The organism is Mannheimia haemolytica, from assembly GCA_900638155.1.
GTDB lineage: Bacteria > Pseudomonadota > Gammaproteobacteria > Enterobacterales > Pasteurellaceae > Mannheimia > Mannheimia glucosida.
The window spans coordinates 2,294,604-2,312,189 of the sequence record LR134495.1; the positions used below are offsets into that span (position 1 = coordinate 2,294,604).

At 41.4% G+C, this 17,586-nt stretch carries 16 protein-coding genes; 5 read left to right on the forward strand and 11 right to left on the reverse strand.

Features of this window, described 5'->3' with window-relative positions; translation table 11 throughout:
- Nucleotides 1-32 precede the first annotated feature (32 nt).
- The 3 genes from EL242_RS11180 to thrS all read left to right on the forward strand — a co-directional run bounded on the left by EL242_RS11180 (nt 33) and on the right by thrS (nt 4,252).
- Entirely contained in the window at nt 33-599 is a 567-nt protein-coding gene (locus tag EL242_RS11180; protein ID WP_006252126.1) for a biotin transporter BioY, read from the forward strand.
- Between the two features lie 203 nt (nt 600-802).
- The gene (locus tag EL242_RS11185) at nt 803-2,152 is read left to right on the forward strand and encodes an MFS transporter (RefSeq protein ID WP_126302643.1); all 1,350 of its coding nucleotides are present in this window, start codon (nt 803-805) and stop codon (nt 2,150-2,152) included.
- A 168-nt stretch (nt 2,153-2,320) separates the two neighbouring features.
- Nucleotides 2,321-4,252, forward strand: a complete 1,932-nt coding sequence (gene thrS, locus EL242_RS11190; protein ID WP_126302644.1) for a threonine--tRNA ligase — start codon at nt 2,321-2,323, stop codon at nt 4,250-4,252.
- A 74-nt stretch (nt 4,253-4,326) separates the two neighbouring features.
- Here the strand turns inward: thrS and lolE are convergent, their stop codons facing one another.
- The 11 genes from lolE to rmuC all read right to left on the reverse strand — a co-directional run bounded on the left by lolE (nt 4,327) and on the right by rmuC (nt 15,852).
- A complete protein-coding gene (gene lolE / locus EL242_RS11195) occupies nt 4,327-5,592 on the reverse strand; it encodes a lipoprotein-releasing ABC transporter permease subunit LolE (RefSeq protein WP_126302645.1) in 1,266 nt (421 codons plus the stop codon).
- The gene (gene lolD / locus EL242_RS11200) at nt 5,589-6,272 is read right to left on the reverse strand and encodes a lipoprotein-releasing ABC transporter ATP-binding protein LolD (protein ID WP_126302646.1); all 684 of its coding nucleotides are present in this window, start codon (nt 6,270-6,272) and stop codon (nt 5,589-5,591) included. Before lolD ends, lolE begins: the two co-directional genes overlap by 4 nt.
- Before the next feature lies 1 nt (nt 6,273).
- Nucleotides 6,274-7,047, reverse strand: a complete 774-nt coding sequence (locus tag EL242_RS11205) for a hypothetical protein (protein ID WP_126302647.1) — start codon at nt 7,045-7,047, stop codon at nt 6,274-6,276.
- A 16-nt stretch (nt 7,048-7,063) separates the two neighbouring features.
- Nucleotides 7,064-8,236, reverse strand: coding sequence for a lipoprotein-releasing ABC transporter permease subunit (locus EL242_RS11210; RefSeq protein ID WP_126302648.1), 1,173 nt, complete (start codon nt 8,234-8,236; stop codon nt 7,064-7,066).
- A gap of 283 nt (nt 8,237-8,519) precedes the next feature.
- A complete protein-coding gene (locus tag EL242_RS11215) occupies nt 8,520-9,467 on the reverse strand; it encodes a 2-hydroxyacid dehydrogenase (RefSeq protein ID WP_126302649.1) in 948 nt (315 codons plus the stop codon).
- A 222-nt stretch (nt 9,468-9,689) separates the two neighbouring features.
- On the reverse strand, nt 9,690-10,544 hold the full coding sequence (gene kdsA / locus EL242_RS11220; RefSeq protein ID WP_126302650.1) for a 3-deoxy-8-phosphooctulonate synthase: 855 nt from the start codon (nt 10,542-10,544) through the stop codon (nt 9,690-9,692).
- A gap of 86 nt (nt 10,545-10,630) precedes the next feature.
- Nucleotides 10,631-11,497, reverse strand: a complete 867-nt coding sequence (locus EL242_RS11225) for a SirB1 family protein (protein WP_126302651.1) — start codon at nt 11,495-11,497, stop codon at nt 10,631-10,633.
- Nucleotides 11,498-11,505: 8 nt separating this feature from the next.
- On the reverse strand, nt 11,506-12,372 hold the full coding sequence (gene prmC / locus EL242_RS11230; protein WP_126302652.1) for a peptide chain release factor N(5)-glutamine methyltransferase: 867 nt from the start codon (nt 12,370-12,372) through the stop codon (nt 11,506-11,508).
- A gap of 35 nt (nt 12,373-12,407) precedes the next feature.
- Nucleotides 12,408-13,490 (reverse strand): peptide chain release factor 1, encoded by a 1,083-nt coding sequence (prfA, locus tag EL242_RS11235; protein ID WP_126302653.1) that lies wholly within the window; start codon nt 13,488-13,490, stop codon nt 12,408-12,410.
- Between the two features lie 95 nt (nt 13,491-13,585).
- Nucleotides 13,586-14,170: an anthranilate synthase component II gene (locus EL242_RS11240; RefSeq protein WP_126302654.1), complete on the reverse strand. Its 585-nt coding sequence runs from the start codon at nt 14,168-14,170 to the stop codon at nt 13,586-13,588.
- A 62-nt stretch (nt 14,171-14,232) separates the two neighbouring features.
- Entirely contained in the window at nt 14,233-15,852 is a 1,620-nt protein-coding gene (rmuC, locus tag EL242_RS11245; RefSeq protein WP_126302655.1) for a DNA recombination protein RmuC, read from the reverse strand.
- Between the two features lie 97 nt (nt 15,853-15,949).
- Between rmuC and EL242_RS11250 the strand changes: the two genes are divergently transcribed.
- Together EL242_RS11250 and EL242_RS11255 are read left to right on the forward strand one after the other, a co-directional pair.
- Nucleotides 15,950-16,924: an aminodeoxychorismate synthase component I gene (locus EL242_RS11250; protein WP_126302763.1), complete on the forward strand. Its 975-nt coding sequence runs from the start codon at nt 15,950-15,952 to the stop codon at nt 16,922-16,924.
- The gene (locus tag EL242_RS11255; RefSeq protein WP_126302656.1) at nt 16,902-17,522 is read left to right on the forward strand and encodes an aminotransferase class IV family protein; all 621 of its coding nucleotides are present in this window, start codon (nt 16,902-16,904) and stop codon (nt 17,520-17,522) included. Before EL242_RS11250 ends, EL242_RS11255 begins: the two co-directional genes overlap by 23 nt.
- The last annotated feature ends 64 nt before the right edge of the window (nt 17,523-17,586 follow it).

The following is a 17,586-nucleotide window of genomic DNA, read 5'->3' on the forward strand; positions in this document are numbered from 1 at the left end:
AGAATATTTTAACCATATTAAAGGAGAGGATTATGTTCACTACGCAATTAATTCAAACTAAACGTTGGCTAGAAGCCAATAGTATAACTACATTTTGGTTGAAAACTTTTATTGGAGCAACACTGCTTGCTATTTTTGCACAAATTTCTGTGCCGATGTACCCTGTACCCATTACAGGGCAAACACTTGCTTTAACTGTGGTTGGTTTTGCAATGGGTCGTAAAGCCGCAACTGCTGCAGTATTACTTTATCTTTTTGAAGGGGCGATTGGTTTACCTGTCTTTGCCGGCGGTGCTTCAGGTTTCCATCATTTCTTTGGTCCAACAGGCGGATACTTATTAGGCTATATTCCAACCGCCTATTTCTTAGGCTATTATAGCGATAAAGGCGTATTAAACTCTTTTTGGAAAAGTTTATTTGTCGCCTTAATTGCAAGTGTGATCACCTTTGCTTTCGGCTTGGCTCAACTTTCTTTCTTTGTACCAGAAGGCACTGTATTACAAGCGGGCTTATATCCATTTATTTTAGGTGGTGTGCTTAAAGCACTCCTAGCGAGTGTTTTGGTTAGCCCAAGCTACAAATTCTTCTCGAAACTCTAATCTTTCTAAAGGCTTTGTTACGGCAAAGCCTTTTTCAATTCTGATTGCTCTATTTTTTACTACATTTCAAAATCACCTTCATTTGATTTTTTAATCAAAATAGCCAAAAGTTATTTTCTCAACGCTAATAATAACTTTTTTGCCTAAAAGGTATTAAATCGGTACAATGATTTAATACTGGCAGAATGTTTGAAGGAGCATTGATGAATAGCACTAAATTTTACTCCCTTTATTCAGGTATCTTTTTTCTGTTTTTCGGCTACGGTTTATTTCTCAATTCAGCAGGAATTAAGCTTGCCGAAATGGGGGTAACGGATATCATCATCGGTTTACTTAACGCTGCTTTCTTTATTGGGGCGGCATTAAGCACCATTTTTGCCCACCGTATTGTGTCAAGTGTCGGGCATATCCGCTCATTTAGTGTATTCTGTGCCGTTTTTGCTATTGCCGCCCTCAGTCATATGATGGTGGATACTTTGTGGATTTGGGGCGTATTACGCATTATTTTGGGCTTCTGTCATTATAGTTTACTGCTTTTGGTCGAAAGTTGGTTAAGCGAAAAAACCAATGTCGATACCAGAGGCAAAGTGCTTGCGACCTATAATATCATCTTTTATCTTGCCTTTATTTTAGGCGTGAGTTTATTAAGTTTAGAACTCAGTAGCCGAAACATTTTTACCTTATCCACCATTTTAGTGGTGATGTCGATGATCCCAATCGCTTTAACTAAAATGGTTCAACCTGATATTCCGAGCCGTGAACGCATTAGCATTCCTAAACTATTTGCAATTTCGCCGTTAGCCTTAGTAACCAGTTTTATTAGCGGAATGTTAGTAAATGGCTTTTTTACAATGGTGTCGGTTTTTCTACTGAAGTTTAGCTTTTCATTAAGTGAAATCTCTCTTTATTTGATGATCTCGATGATCGGCGGTTTTATCAGTCAAATGCCAATGGCGATATTATCGAACCGTATTGGCAGACGTAACGCCATTTTAGTCTGTTCTGTAATCGCCACTTTAACCGCACTTGCCGGATTATTTGCAATTTTCCAAGAAAATTTGACCGCTTGGGGACAGTATATTATCGCCTTTTTCTTTGGCTGTAGTCTGTTTAGCTTATATGCGTTGAGTATTGCCCGTGCCAACGATGAATTGCCGAATAATATGAACACAGTTGAAGTAAGCAGAGGTTTACTGTTTTGCTATGGTGTGGGGGCGTTAGTTGCTCCACCGCTTATCGGGTTTGCGATGAGCCTTTCCGCTGAATATGGCTTTTATGCACTTTTTGGACTGTTCTCACTTAGTTTATTTATTTGTGCTTTCCGCACTAAATCAATCCCGAAAGCGGAACGAGCAGAGATGCAATACGCTACCCCAATTGCCACCGCAAGCCCGCTTGAAGAAATTGAAACAGTTGAGGAAGAACTTATTCCGTTTGATGAAGAGGCGGTGCAAGAATATCAAGCTCAACTTGAAACATTTGAAGAAGAGCCACAAACAGAAAATGAAAATATTGAGCTTGATGAAAAAACCGCTGAAAACAGCAAAGTTTAATTTTTCTTTGTTTTATGCTAGAATTTCTGTGCTTTTATTCCCCACTTGTAAGGGAAATAATAAGCAAATTGCAAAATTTTAATCAAAAAAGACCGCTTGTAGGCGGTTTTTTCATTCTCAAACTCAACAAGTAATCTCTCGTATGGATTACCACTGTAAGGATTTATTATGCCAATTATCACTTTACCGGACGGTTCACAACGTTCATTTGACAACCCGGTTTCTGTAATGGAAGTTGCCCAATCTATCGGGGCCGGTTTAGCAAAAGCGACCATTGCCGGTCGTGTAAACGGTGAACGCCGTGATGCGTCTGATATCATCAGCCAAGACAGCACACTCGAAATTATAACTGCCAAAGACGAAGATGGTTTAGAGATCATTCGTCACTCAACCGCTCACTTATTAGGTCACGCCATCAAGCAATTATTCCCTGATGTCAAAATGGCTATCGGTCCGACTATCGAAAACGGTTTCTACTACGATATTGATTTAGACCGCTCTTTAACCCAAGAAGACTTAGACGCCCTTGAAAAGCGTATGTTAGAGCTGGCAAAAACCAACTATGACGTGGTAAAACGCCCGGTAAGCTGGCAAGAAGCTCGTGATACCTTTGAACAACGTGGTGAGCCATACAAAATGGCGATTTTAGATGAAAATATTGAACGTACTGCAACGCCTGCGTTATATCACCACGAAGAATATATTGATATGTGCCGTGGGCCTCACGTGCCAAATATGCGTTTCTGCCACCACTTCAAATTACAAAAAGTTGCCGGTGCTTACTGGCGTGGCGACAGCAAAAACAAAATGTTACAACGTATTTACGGTACCGCTTGGGCAGATAAAAAACAATTAGCCGAATATTTACAACGTTTGGAAGAAGCGGCAAAACGTGACCACCGCCGTATCGGTAAAGCGTTAGATTTATACCATATGCAAGAAGAGGCACCGGGTATGGTGTTCTGGCACAATGACGGCTGGACGATTTTCCGTGAGCTTGAAACTTTTGTGCGTACCAAATTGAAAGAGTACGATTACCAAGAAGTAAAAGGTCCGTTTATGATGGACCGTGTGCTTTGGGAAAAAACCGGACACTGGCAAAACTACGCAGATTTAATGTTCACTACCCAATCGGAAAATCGTGAATATGCGATTAAGCCAATGAACTGCCCGGGTCACGTTCAAATTTTTAATCAAGGCTTGAAATCTTACCGTGATTTACCGATCCGTATGGCAGAATTTGGTTCGTGCCATCGTAACGAGCCGTCCGGTTCATTACACGGCTTAATGCGTGTGCGTGGTTTCACTCAAGATGATGCCCATATTTTCTGTACCGAAGAACAAATCGAGTCAGAAGTAACAAGCTGTATCAAAATGGTGTACGACATTTACAGCACCTTCGGTTTTACTAACATTGCAGTAAAACTTTCAACCCGTCCGGAAAACCGTATCGGTGATGATGCCATGTGGGACAGAGCAGAAGAAGGCTTAGCCAACGCCTTACGCAACAACGGACTTGAATATGAAATTCAAGAAGGCGAAGGTGCATTCTACGGGCCGAAAATTGAGTTTGCATTGCGTGATTGCTTAGGGCGTGAATGGCAATGTGGCACGGTGCAACTTGACTTCGCTCTACCGGGTCGTTTAGAAGCCTCTTATGTAGCAGAAGATAATGGTCGCCGCACACCTGTAATGATTCACCGTGCGATTCTTGGCTCAATCGAACGTTTCATCGGGATTATCACCGAAGAATATGCCGGTTTCTTCCCAACTTGGCTTGCACCCACCCAAGCAGTGGTAATGAACATTACCGACAGCCAAGCAGATTATGTGCAACAAGTGGTAAAACAGCTTTCTGATGCAGGCATTCGTGTGAAAGCAGACCTTCGCAACGAAAAAGTCGGCTTCAAAGTGCGTGAACATACCTTACGCCGTGTGCCTTATATGCTGGTTTGCGGTGATAAAGAAATTGCCGAAGGTAAAGTATCTGTACGCACCCGTAAAGGTGCAGACTTAGGCACTTACTTCGTTTCAGACTTAGTTGAGATTCTGAAAAACCAAATTAAAGCTCGAGAGCTGAAATTATTAGGCGAAGAGTAATAACATAAATAAAAGCAGCTACCTTTCTGACATAATCAAGGGTTAGCTGCTTTTTTATTGGAATAGGAAAATGATTAATGCCCACTTAACACTTTTGCCGGTTCTAATTTAGCGGCACGGTTGGCGGGATATAAACTTGCACAAAGACTTAAAATAATCGTAGCAGCCAAGACATAGACAACATCTTGCCAATGCAATTCACTTGGTAGGAAATCAACAAAATAAACCCCATCTGAAAGCAATTTCATCCCAAAGAATGCCTCAATCGCTTTGATGATAGCGGTCAAATTTAGCGATAAAATTACACCTAAAATCAGCCCGAATAACGCCCCTTTCATACCTGAAATTAAGCCATACCACAAGAAAATGCGGCGGATAAAACCGTTATTTGCCCCGAGTGTCCGTAAAATCGCAATATCGCCCTGTTTGTCTTTCACCGCCATAATCAAGGTAGAAATAATATTAAAACAGGCAACGCCAATCACCAGAACCATTGCAATGTACATCACGGTGCGAATCAGCTGAATATCGTTATACATATAACCAAATTTATCAATCCACGTATTCAAATAAAGCGGTTGGGTATAGCCGTTAAGTTGTGGCATTTCAAGCTGTTGTACATCAAACGGATTGGCAAGGCTGATTTCAAGCCCTGACACTTCATTCGCTTGGTATTCCAACAGCTCTTGAGCTTTATTCAGTGGAATCAAGGCATAACTGTGATCCAGCTGCCCATCTAGCCGCAAAATGCCGGTTACGTTTAGATTAAAACGCAAGGGCTGGGCTAATTTACCCTCTTCTGTTGGCTGAGGAATTAAAAGCGTAACTTCGTCTCCTGCCTCAACTTCTAACGCTTTGGCAATACCGGCTCCTAAAATCAAGCCATCTTCATCGGCTTGAAATTGCTGATTGAACGCTTGCCATTGCTCGGGTGGAATAAATTGGCTTAATTGGCTGACCTGATCTTGCTTTTTAGGATCAACCCCTCGCACCTGGGCGATTTTAAGCTGAGCCCCATTTTCAATTAAGGCGGTAAAGCTGACAAAAGGCGAACTAGCGGTCACATTTTGCGATTTTTTTACCAATGCCTCTAATTTTTTGCTATCAAAAATTGGTTGAGGCTGATTGTCTTGAAACGAAACCAGTTCAGCGTGTGGCACAACCGAAAGCACACGATTATTCAGCTCTCGCTCAAAGCCGTTCATTGCACTTAGCCCGATAATCAATACTGCGACCCCAAGGGCAATACCGATGTTGGAAAAGAGGGCAATTAGTGAAACCAGTCTGTTTTTCTGTTTGCCCCGTTGGTAACGCCAGCTAATGAAAAACGGCGTACTCATAAGCTCTCCTCGCTTAACACGCCATCTCGCATTACAAGACTACGTGAAAGTTTATTCGCCAGGTTTAAATCGTGCGTTACTAATAAAAACGCAATATTTTGCTCTTGGTTGAGCTGTTGAATCAGCTCAAAAATGCTTTCGGTGGTTTTTTGATCTAAATTACCGGTCGGTTCATCGGCAAGTACCAGAGCAGGATTATTAACCAACGCTCGGGCAATCGCCACCCGTTGGCGTTCACCGCCTGAAAGTGCTGATGGGCGATGTGTCATTCGATGAGCTAATCCGACCGCTTGTAACATTTTCTCGGCACGGTTGGCAGCTTCGGTTTTGTTCTGTTTGCCGATCAGCATCGGCATCATCACATTTTCAAGGGCGGTAAAGTCTGCCATTAAGTGATGAAACTGGTACACAAAGCCTAAGTTTTGGTTACGCAATAACGCCAATTTGTCTGAACTGAGCTGTTGCAGTGATTGCCCTCGAATCCAGACTTCACCGGTGCTTGGCTGATCTAGCCCGCCTAATGTGTGCAATAGGGTGCTTTTGCCGGAACCTGAACTACCGACAATCGCCACCAGCTCACCTTCGTTCATCGAAAATGACACCTCTTTTAGCACCTGAACTTTCTGTTCGCCCTCATCGTAAAATTTGCTGATATGTTCACAGCGAAGTAATTCTGTCATTTTAACCTCTTTGGCCATATAAAATATAATTTAGCAAATTTTGAATCTCTTTGGGACCAGACTCTATTATTAATTTATATAACTCTCCAGATATACATAAATATGAAATAAAGATAAGTAATAAAGTTATAGAAACTTTTTTAAATCCCCAGATAACTCTCTTTTTATTAAAGAACTTATTTACTGATAGCAATAACATTGACGCGACAACTTCTTTTAAAACTAACATAAGAAGTAAAACACCAGATATGTATATAGTTATCCATATTATTAAGTTAGGGCTTCTATAGTAATTAGATAAAAATTCTAAAATACCTTTTTTATTCAGATAATTGCTTATACTAGTAAAAGAATTATTTTTACTAATTAAATCAAATGCAAAATCCAATATAAAATAAAAAATCAGATGAATAAATATAACAGCGATCCAGCTATAATCATATTCTCTCTTATGGACTCTATACAATAAGCATCCAATGCATAGAAATATTATGATCTTATTTAATACGTTAAACAAAAAATGTACATAATTAGGGTTAAATAAATAGAAAATAAAAAATATAAAAATAAAAACACCTAATAAACCATCATATGGTTTATTGATGATTTTATTGTCTATATAATAATTGATAGATATAGATGTATTATTAACAACCGAGTTTGATGTTGTTGTTTTAGATTTGTCTAATAAAAAAGTTAAAAGAACTCCAATAATTGTTGAAATAATACTAATAAGAAAATCATCGCTTTCTAATAGTTTGATAACGTTTTGCATATTAAATATCTCGTAATTATTCATATCTCAATGCCTGTGCCGGCTCAATTTTTGAGGCTCGGTATGCCGGGTAAAGCGTGCAAAGGAGTGAAAGCAACATCGACACCCCAACAATAACCGCAATTTGCGTGCCTGAAATTAGGGTTGGCAGCTGTATGCTCGGATTTAATAACAGGATAATCTGATCTAAATTGTAGGCAATCAGCACTCCAAGCAAACCACCAATAATCGAGCCAATTACCCCGACAATCGCCCCTTGGAACACAAAAATCTGCATCACTTGTTTTTTGGTTAAGCCTTGAGTTTGTAAAATCGCAATTTCGCCCTGTTTGTCCACCACCATCAAACTGAGTGAAGTCACAATATTGGAAATTGCCACCACAATAATTAGGCTAATAAGTAAACCCATCATATTTTTTTCCATTTTTACCGCTTGGAAAAATTCACCTTTTTGCTCCCGCCAATCACTGATTTGGTAGCGTTCTGCATCGAAATATTGGCTAAGTTCGGTAACTTGGAACGGATCTTGCAAATATAAACGCACGCCTTGTACTTGATCTTCACTGATACGGAGCAAACGCCCGACATCGGCTAAATTGGCAAAGAGGGTAAATTCGCTCGCTTCCCGATTAGATTGATACACGCCCGAAATTTCAAACAAACGTTGCACCGGCACTCGACCCAGTGGCGTATATTGGCTGTTTTCAGTGATCATTAAGCGAAGCTTATCGCCAATGGTTACATTCAATTTATTTGCCAAGCGAGAGCCAATTACTACCTTAAATTCACCACTAGGTAGTAATGCTGGGATATTTTCCGCCACTAACAACGGATCGTCTGTGGCATTTTCCACGCCGATTAACTGACCGGCGTTAATGCCTTGTGAACTTTGGATAATCACATTCGCACGGTTAATCACCACACTTTGCTTGGCAAATTCTGGTAGAGCCAGTTTTTCACCTTTGGCAAAATGCCCCTCTTGAGGGGTGATGATAGCGTGAGGCAAGGTGGATAGCAGATTGGTTTTCTGCATATTTTCTAAACCGTTCATAACCGACAGCACAATCACCAATGCCATTACGCCCAGTACAATGCCAAGGCTGGCAAGATTGGTGACTAACCGCCCGAAACGGTCAGCACTTTTCGATCTAAAATAGCGAAAGGCAATAAAAAAAGGGGTTAAATTCATCTGTTTCTTTTAAAAATAATAGATACTACGGGTGGATATATCTGTCCGTCCCTACGGAGTTTAGCACTCTCTCCCCTTGTGGGAGAGAGACCGAAAAATATTTCGTTCAGAAATATTTTTCAGAGAGAGGGGGTATTTGCAAAATTCTGATGAAAAATACCCGCTTGTTCCCTCTCCCTGATTTTTCTTCTGAATGAAGAAAAATCGTTCCTCTCCCACAAGGGGAGAGGATTGTTCGAAACGGTAAATTGAAATCTAAACAATATCTTATGGTATCTACAAATTATTTACCTGTTGCCACAAACTCTTCCATATTTTGTGTTACTTTGTTCACTAGCGTTGTAACCGCAGAATCGCTTGCCCACGCAACGTGTGGGGTAATCAGTAAATTCGGTAAACGTTTTGCCGCTAACATTAAAGGGTTGTCTTTTTCAGGCGGCTCTTTCACTAAAACATCTAATGCTGCTCCGGCAATCTTGCCTTGCTCTAATGCCTCAAGCAATGCCTGTTCATCAATCAGTGGGCCTCGACCCGTATTGATAATATAAGCAGTCGGCTTCATTAAGGCTAAGGTTTCTGCATTAATCAGGTTTTGGGTCTGCTCGGTTAAAGGGCAGTGTAGCGAAATAATATCTGCTTGCTTGAATACCTCTTCAAAGGCGGTGTAGCCTGCTCGAATTTCAGTTGCCCCTTGATGTTCTGCAAAAATAACCTGCATTCCGACCGCTTGTGCCAGCCTTGCCACTTCAGCCCCGATGTTCCCTTTACCGAAAATGCCTAAGGTTGAGCCTCGTACATCGTGAATCGGGTAATCTACATAGCAAAATTGCCCGCAGGTTGCCCAGCGATCCGATGTGATTAAATCACGATGGTAATCGGCTAAACGGTGTTTCAAGGAGTAAATCATACCAATGACGTGTTCCGGCACGGTGATGGTGGAATAGCCAGTTACATTTTTAACTGCAATCCCTAACTCTTTTGCTGCCGCTAAGTCCACATTGTTCGTGCCGGTTGCTGTGATCGCAATTAATTTCAACTTTGGCAACTTAGTCAGTAAATCACGTTGGAGCAGCACTTTGCTGGTGATGATAATATCCGCCTCTTTTACTCGCTCAAAAGTTTGATCGGCAGAGGTGGTGGCATATTCTGTCCAAGTATGTGGAAAATTCGGGCGAGGAATCTCGTGAGTGGCAGGAATGCCGGTGCGGTCAAGAAAAACAATATTTAACATTATTTTCTCCTATTCTGTCTTTTTACGTTTCTTACATCCCTTCTGAGCTACCTGAGCGTGTTTGAATGGGTAGGAAAATTTACTCTGAGCGAAGCGAATGTAAATTTTTCGTTAAGCCCATTCACACTAAGCGAAGAAAAGTAGCGAAGTAGGGGCGCCTTTCTTTGCCTACTTTCTTTGGCGAAGCAAAGAAAGTAGGAAAGGATTTAATGCGGAGAAAGTTTATTTGGAAGTATCAATTTCTTCAAAGCTCTTAACCAACTCATCAATCGCTTTCATCTGTGAAACAAAGGCTTCTAATTTTGATAGTGGTAATGCTGATGGACCATCACATTTTGCCGAATTTGGATCCGGGTGAGCTTCTAAGAACAAGCCGGCTAAGCCAATCGCCATACCGGAACGTGCCAGTTCGGTTACTTGATCTCGACGACCACCGGAAGCTGCACCGAATGGATCACGGCATTGTAGTGAGTGAGTCACATCAAAAATCACCGGACAGCCTTTTGACACCTTTTTCATAATGCCGAAACCAAGCATATCTACAACTAGGTTATCATAGCCAAAGTTTGTGCCACGGTCGCACAAAATCACTTTATCATTGCCACATTCAGCAATCTTTTCTACGATATTCCCCATTTGCCCAGGGCTTAAAAATTGTGGTTTTTTGACATTAATAACCGCACCGGTACGAGCCATTGCTTCCACTAAATCGGTTTGGCGAGCTAAAAAAGCAGGAAGTTGAATCACATCAACTACTTCTGCTACAGGCTTACACTGATAAATTTCGTGTACATCGGTAATGATATTCACGCCAAAGGTTTGTTTTAATTCTTGGAAAATCTTTAAACCTTCTTCCATTCCCGGCCCACGATAAGAGTGGATTGAAGAACGGTTTGCTTTGTCAAATGAGGCTTTGAACACATAAGGCACATTTAGTTTTTGCGTGACTTCAACATATTGCTCACACACTCTCAGTGCCATATCGCGGCTTTCCAGCACGTTCATACCACCAAAGAGGGTAAACGGCTTGTGATTCGCCACTTCAATATTGCCAACTTTTACAATTTTATCTGTCATAGGGAGTCCTTGTTTTCTTATTTTCTACCTAGCACGGCAGAGCCGTACTAGGTTAATCATAGCCCAGCCCCTTTGGGGCTGTTATCTTAATGCACCAAACTTTCTTGGCTTTTTTGTTGTAGTCCTTTCACTTCCATTTTCAAAATTTCAGCGGAAGGATCTTCAGGGCATTGGTCGATGAAATAATTAATATCCTCTAACGCTGCTTGGTAGCAATCCATACTTGCCAGCACCATACCTCTGTCTCGTATTTCATACGGATCTTCCGGGCTAAATGCCAAACGGTATTCAATCAAACGTAAGGTTTCTTCATATTTGCCTTCACGGGTGAGTGCCATTTTAAATACGGTTTCGACTCTTTCCAGCAGCTCTTGTGGTTCTGCCCGTCTTAATAAATCAGGGGTAACTTCTACGCCAAAGCCCATTTCACCTTCGAGCCATTTATTCAGCATTTCGATAGTGAGAAATTCACCGTTCCACGGGTTGATAAAACGCACTTTGGTTGCACCGTTCGGCTGGCGTATTTCAGCCCGTAGCACAAGCTGAGTCGGGAAATTGACTGGGTAAAGCGGTAAATCCAATACCGCCGCTAAATAAAGCACCACCGCCCCGAGTGAAACCGGCATTCCACGCCGTTTGCGAATTACTTGATTTAGCAACAAATTTTCGGTGTGGAAATAGTCTTCATAGTAGCAATGAAAGCCCCAGTCTTGATAGACTAAATGAAGTAATTGGTTAATTCGCTCTTCATCGCCTTCGCCATTCACATTATAGCGAGCTTTTTTCACCAATGCTGACATCTGCCCAAACACTTGCTGCTCGCTTACATTGTTATCAATTAGCGTAGTTAATCTTAAAATTTCACGGTAAAGAAACTTTTTCAGCTCGGTTTCGCTTATGATTGGTTTTGGATCTTCCAACTCTTTTAACAATTCTTCAATAATATCGTCCATTTTCTGCCTTATTTTAAAATCGCTTTGGTCACTCTGTCATTGCCGGCATAGTCTTGAGCAGTTTCCACCTGTTCCCATAAACGCAAATCAAATAAATCTCGAACTGCATTCCCCTGTTGCCAGCCGTGTTCTAGCATTAACGCTCCTTGCGGCTTTAAGTAAAGCGGTGCATTTTCGATGATTTTTTGCAAATCGCTCAACCCTTTATTATCGGCAACTAAGGCGGTTAAGGGTTCAAAACGTACGTCTCCCACCGTCAAATTTTCGTCCGATTCATCAATATAAGGCGGATTTGAGACAATTAAATCAAATTGTTGATTTGCCAGTGAGCTGAACCAATCGCTTTGTAAAAATGTAACCTGATTTAAGCCCAAGTGTTGGCAATTTTGTTCTGCCAGTTGTACCGCTTCATTTTGGAAATCGACTCCGATAATTTGGGCTTTCTCACCTAATTCACTCGCCAGTGCCAATGCAATCGCTCCCGTGCCGGTGCCGAGATCCAGAATTTGCAACATTTTTTGATTTTCTAACCGCTTGTAGGCATATTCCAACGCCAATTCAACCACCCTCTCGGTATCGGGGCGGGGAATCAGCGTTGCTGGCGAAACCTTTAACGGCAACGACCAAAATTCCCGATAGCCTAAAATATATGCCATAGGTTCACCTTTGGCACGTCGAGCTAATTTTTCCGCTAATTCCACAAGTTCACGTTCAGAAAGTACTGTTTCGGAAAAAGCAAAAATGGCCGATTTTGAGCGTTTTGTGACTGCTTGCAGCAACAAATTAGCATCGAATTTGGCGTTTAAAAACGGGTCTTGCTCGGCATTTTCAAGGAGAGTCTGCTCGGCAAGTGTTAGCCATTGTTGATAATTCATAAGTAGTAGGGACGTATGTCATACGCCCAATTATATTAAGGCTGATCCGACAACGCCGCTAACTGATCCGCTTGATATTCAGTGATAATCGGTTGGATCAATTCATCAATTTTGCCGTTCATTACTTCATCTAAACGATAAACCGTGAGGTTAATACGGTGGTCGGTCACACGTCCTTGCGGGTAGTTGTAGGTGCGAATCTTATCCGAACGGTCGCCCGAACCGAGTAAGTTACGGCGAGTATCGGCCTGCTCCTGTGCCTGTTTCTCTTTTTCTACCTGCACAATACGAGAAGCCAATACTGCCAACGCTTTGGCTTTGTTTTTGTGTTGTGAACGCTCGTCTTGGCATTCAACGACAATCCCTGTTGGAATGTGGGTAATTCGCACCGCAGAGTCGGTGGTATTAACGTGCTGACCGCCTGCACCCGATGAGCGGTAAGTGTCAATTCGCAAATCAGACGGATTGATTTCCGGCATTTCACTTTCCGGCAACTCCGGCATTACTGCCACAGTGCAAGCAGAGGTGTGAATACGCCCTTGTGATTCGGTTTTCGGCACACGTTGTACACGGTGTCCGCCCGATTCAAATTTAAGCTGGCCGTAAACGCCTTCGCCTGAAATTTTCACAATGATCTCTTTGTATCCGCCTTGTTCGCTCTCATTTGCCGAAAGCTCTTCAATCCGCCAGCGTTTGCTTTCGCAGTAACGGCTGTACATACGGTATAAATCGCCGGCAAAAATACCTGCCTCGTCACCGCCCGTACCGGCACGGATTTCAAGGAATGCGTTGTATTCATCATTCGGATCTTTCGGTAATAGTAAAATTTGTAAATGTTGCTCGAGGTTTTCAATTTCGGCTTTGTTTTCCGCAATTTCTTCCGCTGCCATATCCTTCATATCAGGATCATCGAGCAATAATTGAGCCTCTTCAATATCGTTGTTCAGCTTTTTCCAGCGGTTAAAGGTGCCAACCACTTCTTCTAGTTGCGAATATTCTTTGGAATAAGCTCGGAATTTGTCTTGATCGGAAATAATTGAGGCATCGCCAAGTAACGCCTGTAACTCTTCGTGGCGTTCGCTTAAACTTTCTAATTTATTGATAATCGAATCTTTCATTTAAATTATCTCTTGCATATTAAGGGGGCGAAAAATTTTTCGCCTCTATAGATTTTAAAAGGGTAAATAACTGACGGATTATAGCGGATTTCACGCTAAAAATCTTGTTTAATCTCAAGCCAATTTGCCAACATTTGCTGACCAAATTCAGTGATAAAAGATTCCGGGTGAAACTGCACGCCAAAAATCGGCAAATCTTGATGTTTAAACGCCATTAACACATTTTGATCGCAAATGGCGGTCGGTACAAGCGGTGTATTTTGCAACGAATTTTGCAAAATGCCCCAAGAGTGATACAGCCCAACTTTCAACTGCTTAGGTAAGCCTTTAAATATGGGGTTCGGCTCAATTTGAGTGAGTGTGCGTTGCTGCCCGTGTCTAACATCGTTTAAGTTATATAACTTACCGCCGAAAAACTCGCAAATCGTTTGATGCCCCAAGCAAACCCCTAGAATCGATTTAGTTTGATGATAACGCTCCAACATCGCAAAGGTTTGTGGATAGGCTCTCGGCACATCAGGGCCGGGCGAAATCAAAATATGGCTAAAATGCTCCACCTCATTGAGGTCAAGCTCTTCAACCAGCCCCACTTTCGCCGGCACATCAAGCTTACGGAGTAAATCCACCAAGTTGAAGGTAAAAGAGTCGTGGTTGTCGATGATTAATAGTTTTTTTAGCATTTTATTATTTTCTTTAGTATTTCAAATCACCCCATATTTTTGTAGGGAATAAAGAGATTTGACTATTCTTCCAATAATTCTCTCGATACTATTTCCAATTTAATAGTATCCACCTCGTTTTCAATTAGCTCAACCTGCGGCACAATTTGGCTTGCTTTGCTTGAAAGATGTTGGAATCGTTCCACTTTGCCTAGTAAGCCTTGTCGCCCAACTAACGAGGTAACGGTTTGATTGTATTGATTATTTGCGGTATTTAGCGTGTTACCTAATTTAGCTAACCGATCGGCAACTGCACACACTTGGTTGTAAATTTCGCCGGCTTTTTCGCTAATTTCACGCGCCTCGCTGTTGCCTCGTTCAATCCGCCATAAATTAGCGACCGTGCGTAAAATCGGCATTAAGGTGGTGTGAGAAACTAAAATCACATTGCGTTCATAGCCAAAGTTAAACAATTGCGGATCGTGCTTCATCGCCTCAATATAAGCCGGCTCAATAGGAATAAACATCAGCACAAAATCAGGGCTTTTAATGCCTAATAATGCACTGTAGTTCTTCTTAGATAACCCCTCAATGTGATTGCGTAGCGAACGGCAATGTTCGTCTAATGCCTGTGAAATTGCAAAATTTTCCTCTGATCTGACCGCTTGATCATAAGCTACTAACGAGACTTTACTGTCAATAATCAGATGTTTTTGATCCGGCAAATGCACCACAAAATCAGGGGCAAAACGTCGCCCCTCTTCATCACGAAAACTCTCTTGAGCTTGGTAATGCTCGCCTGCGAGTAAACCGGCAGATTGCAAGGCACTTTCAAGCTGTACTTCGCCCCAGTTGCCGGCAATTTTATTATTGCCTTTTAATGCCGTTGCCAGATTTTGTGCCTCTTCCGACATTGAAACGCCAATTTGTAGCACCCGCTTAATTTCAGCTTCTAAATTCGCCGAGCCTTTGAGCGACTCACTATGCACCTCATTCACCCGTTTTTGAAAGCCTTCAATTTGCTCTTTGAACGGTTTCAGTAGTGCTTCTAACGAGCTTTGGTTTGTTTCACTAAAACGCTTGCTTTTTTCATCTAGAATTTGTTGTGCTAAATGTTGAAATTCCACATTAAGCTGTTGTTTTACTTCAATAAAATTACGTTGTTGTGCTTCAAAATTTGCCTGTTTTTCCGACAGCGTAGTACGCAGTTCGGTCAGCTCGTTTTGTACCTCGTTTAAACGGCTAAATAACGCTTGATTTTCCCGCTCTTTGGTCGAGAGTGAACTTTGGCTAAATTGTAGCTGTTCTTCCAAACTTTCTGCCTTTGCTTGGGAAGAACCCACTCTCTCTTTTAGCTCATTAATATAGCGTTCCAGCTGATTTTCTTGCTGTTCGGCAAGTTCAATTTTTTGCAGAAATCGTTGTAGTTGTCCGTCTCGCTCGCTCAAACGTTCACTTACTGCTTCATATTTAGTCTGTTGCTGAATTGCCCACTGCTCAAGCTGATTTTTTTCTTGAGCCAACACCTCATATTTTTGCTGAATTTGTTCAAAATTTGCGGTGATTTTGTCAAGATCTTGGCTTAACTCATAGGCATCTCGCTGATAACGGGATTTCAAGAAAAAGAGATAAACGCCTACCAGCACACAAACGGCAAGAGCGATGTAGATCCCAATTTCTTGAAAATAAATGGCGTTGTTCATCGGTAAAACCTTTTTTAAAAAATGCTTTTCAAATCTATTGCTTTGCATTATAACAGAGCTTTTGATGATTCAGCCAATTTCAGCCATTGTGTTTTCTATGCAAGATTTTATCCACCAAGCCAATCACTACGGGCAAACCAAACGCCCTTTTTTCTTCTTAATTGATTTTGAACAGCAAAAACCGCTCCTTTTTCCGTTGGAACAGGCTCACGCAAGCGGTCTTTTTTTTGAGTTTTTTTGCAAATCGAATCTCGAAAAAACACTTGGAAAACCGACTAAAGCTTTTGAATTTTCGGCAAATCCGATTCCGTTTAGCAAATACCAAACCGGGTTTGAACTAGTGAAAAAGGAAATTCAAGCCGGCAATAGCTACTTGCTGAATTTAAGCTACCCGACTGCGATTGAAACCAATTATTCATTGGCGGAAATTTTTGCGGCTAGCAAAGCAAAATATAAATGTTATTTGCAAGACCGATTCGTCTGTTTTTCCCCTGAATGCTTTGTGCGAATTAAAAATAACCGCATTTTTTCCTACCCGATGAAAGGCACAATTAATGCAAGCGAGGAGAATGCCGAACAGAAATTAATGGCTTCAGAAAAAGAGTTCACCGAGCATAATACCATTGTAGATTTGATCCGAAATGACTTGGCGTTAGTGGCGAAAAATATTGAAGTGACGAAATACCGTTATGTGGAAAAAGTCGAAACTCATCGAGGGGCAATTTTGCAGACAAGTTCTGAGATTTGCGGAGAACTTGCTGAAAATTGGCAAGAAAATATCGGTTCGATATTGGCAAAATTACTGCCTGCCGGCTCCATTAGCGGTGCACCGAAAGAAAAAACGGTTTCGATTATTCAGCAAGCGGAATTAGGAAAACGGGGTTACTACACCGGTATTTTGGGTTATTTTGATGGCGAGAGCTTAGAAAGTGCGGTGGCAATTCGTTACATTGCTCAAACCTCAAACGGGCTGGTGTTTCATAGTGGTGGTGGCATTACCTCACAAAGTGTGTTAGCTGATGAATATAATGAAATGTTAGAGAAAGTCTATGTGCCGATTTCCACTATTTGAAACCCTTTCGATTATTGACGGACAAGTTCAGAACTTGCAGTATCATCAGCAACGTTTTGAGAAAGCAACACAAGAATATTTCGGTTGTGAACCTCGTTTTAGGCTTGCTGATATTTTAGTTATGCCAGAGGCTTATCAACAGGGCAAAGTACGTTGTCGAATAGATTATAACGCAACAGAATTTGAGCTGAAATTTTTTGCTTATTCGCCCAAAAAAGTAGAACGTTTTCGCTTGGTTGAGGTGGAAAATTGGGATTATCACCTCAAATTTAGCGACCGCAAGCGGTTTGATTTGCTCCCTATTTTGCAAAATGAAGAGGTGATTATTCTTAATAACGGCTATGTTAGTGATTGTTCCATCGGCAATTTACTGTTCCTAAAACAAGGGATTTGGTATAGCCCACAACATTATTTGCTCAAAGGCACACAACTTAGTAGATTGCTTGATGAGGGGAAAGTTGTTTTAACCAAAATCACCAAACAAGATTTGCATCAATATGAAAAAATTATGCTGATTAATGCTCTCAATCCCTTTGAGGAATCAAGAGCGTTGTCTTGCTCGCAAATTTATTTTTGTGATCTTGATCGAAAATCCTAAAAAAATGCTTGCAACTGGATAAGTAAATACTATAATAATATACAGTTATTTTGTAGCAACAAGC

Coding starts and splice junctions, on each gene's coding strand:
- EL242_RS11240 (WP_126302654.1), bottom strand. CDS start 14,170: ATGCTAAAAAAACTATTAATCATCGACAACCACGACTCTTTTACCTTC.
- rmuC (WP_126302655.1), bottom strand. CDS start 15,852: ATGAACAACGCCATTTATTTTCAAGAAATTGGGATCTACATCGCTCTT.
- thrS (WP_126302644.1), top strand. CDS start 2,321: ATGCCAATTATCACTTTACCGGACGGTTCACAACGTTCATTTGACAAC.
- EL242_RS11180 (WP_006252126.1), top strand. CDS start 33: ATGTTCACTACGCAATTAATTCAAACTAAACGTTGGCTAGAAGCCAAT.
- EL242_RS11225 (WP_126302651.1), bottom strand. CDS start 11,497: ATGGACGATATTATTGAAGAATTGTTAAAAGAGTTGGAAGATCCAAAA.
- lolD (WP_126302646.1), bottom strand. CDS start 6,272: ATGACAGAATTACTTCGCTGTGAACATATCAGCAAATTTTACGATGAG.
- EL242_RS11250 (WP_126302763.1), top strand. CDS start 15,950: ATGCAAGATTTTATCCACCAAGCCAATCACTACGGGCAAACCAAACGC.
- lolE (WP_126302645.1), bottom strand. CDS start 5,592: ATGAGTACGCCGTTTTTCATTAGCTGGCGTTACCAACGGGGCAAACAG.
- EL242_RS11185 (WP_126302643.1), top strand. CDS start 803: ATGAATAGCACTAAATTTTACTCCCTTTATTCAGGTATCTTTTTTCTG.
- EL242_RS11210 (WP_126302648.1), bottom strand. CDS start 8,236: ATGAATTTAACCCCTTTTTTTATTGCCTTTCGCTATTTTAGATCGAAA.
- EL242_RS11215 (WP_126302649.1), bottom strand. CDS start 9,467: ATGTTAAATATTGTTTTTCTTGACCGCACCGGCATTCCTGCCACTCAC.
- prmC (WP_126302652.1), bottom strand. CDS start 12,372: ATGAATTATCAACAATGGCTAACACTTGCCGAGCAGACTCTCCTTGAA.
- kdsA (WP_126302650.1), bottom strand. CDS start 10,544: ATGACAGATAAAATTGTAAAAGTTGGCAATATTGAAGTGGCGAATCAC.
- EL242_RS11255 (WP_126302656.1), top strand. CDS start 16,902: ATGTGCCGATTTCCACTATTTGAAACCCTTTCGATTATTGACGGACAA.
- prfA (WP_126302653.1), bottom strand. CDS start 13,490: ATGAAAGATTCGATTATCAATAAATTAGAAAGTTTAAGCGAACGCCAC.
- EL242_RS11205 (WP_126302647.1), bottom strand. CDS start 7,047: ATGCAAAACGTTATCAAACTATTAGAAAGCGATGATTTTCTTATTAGT.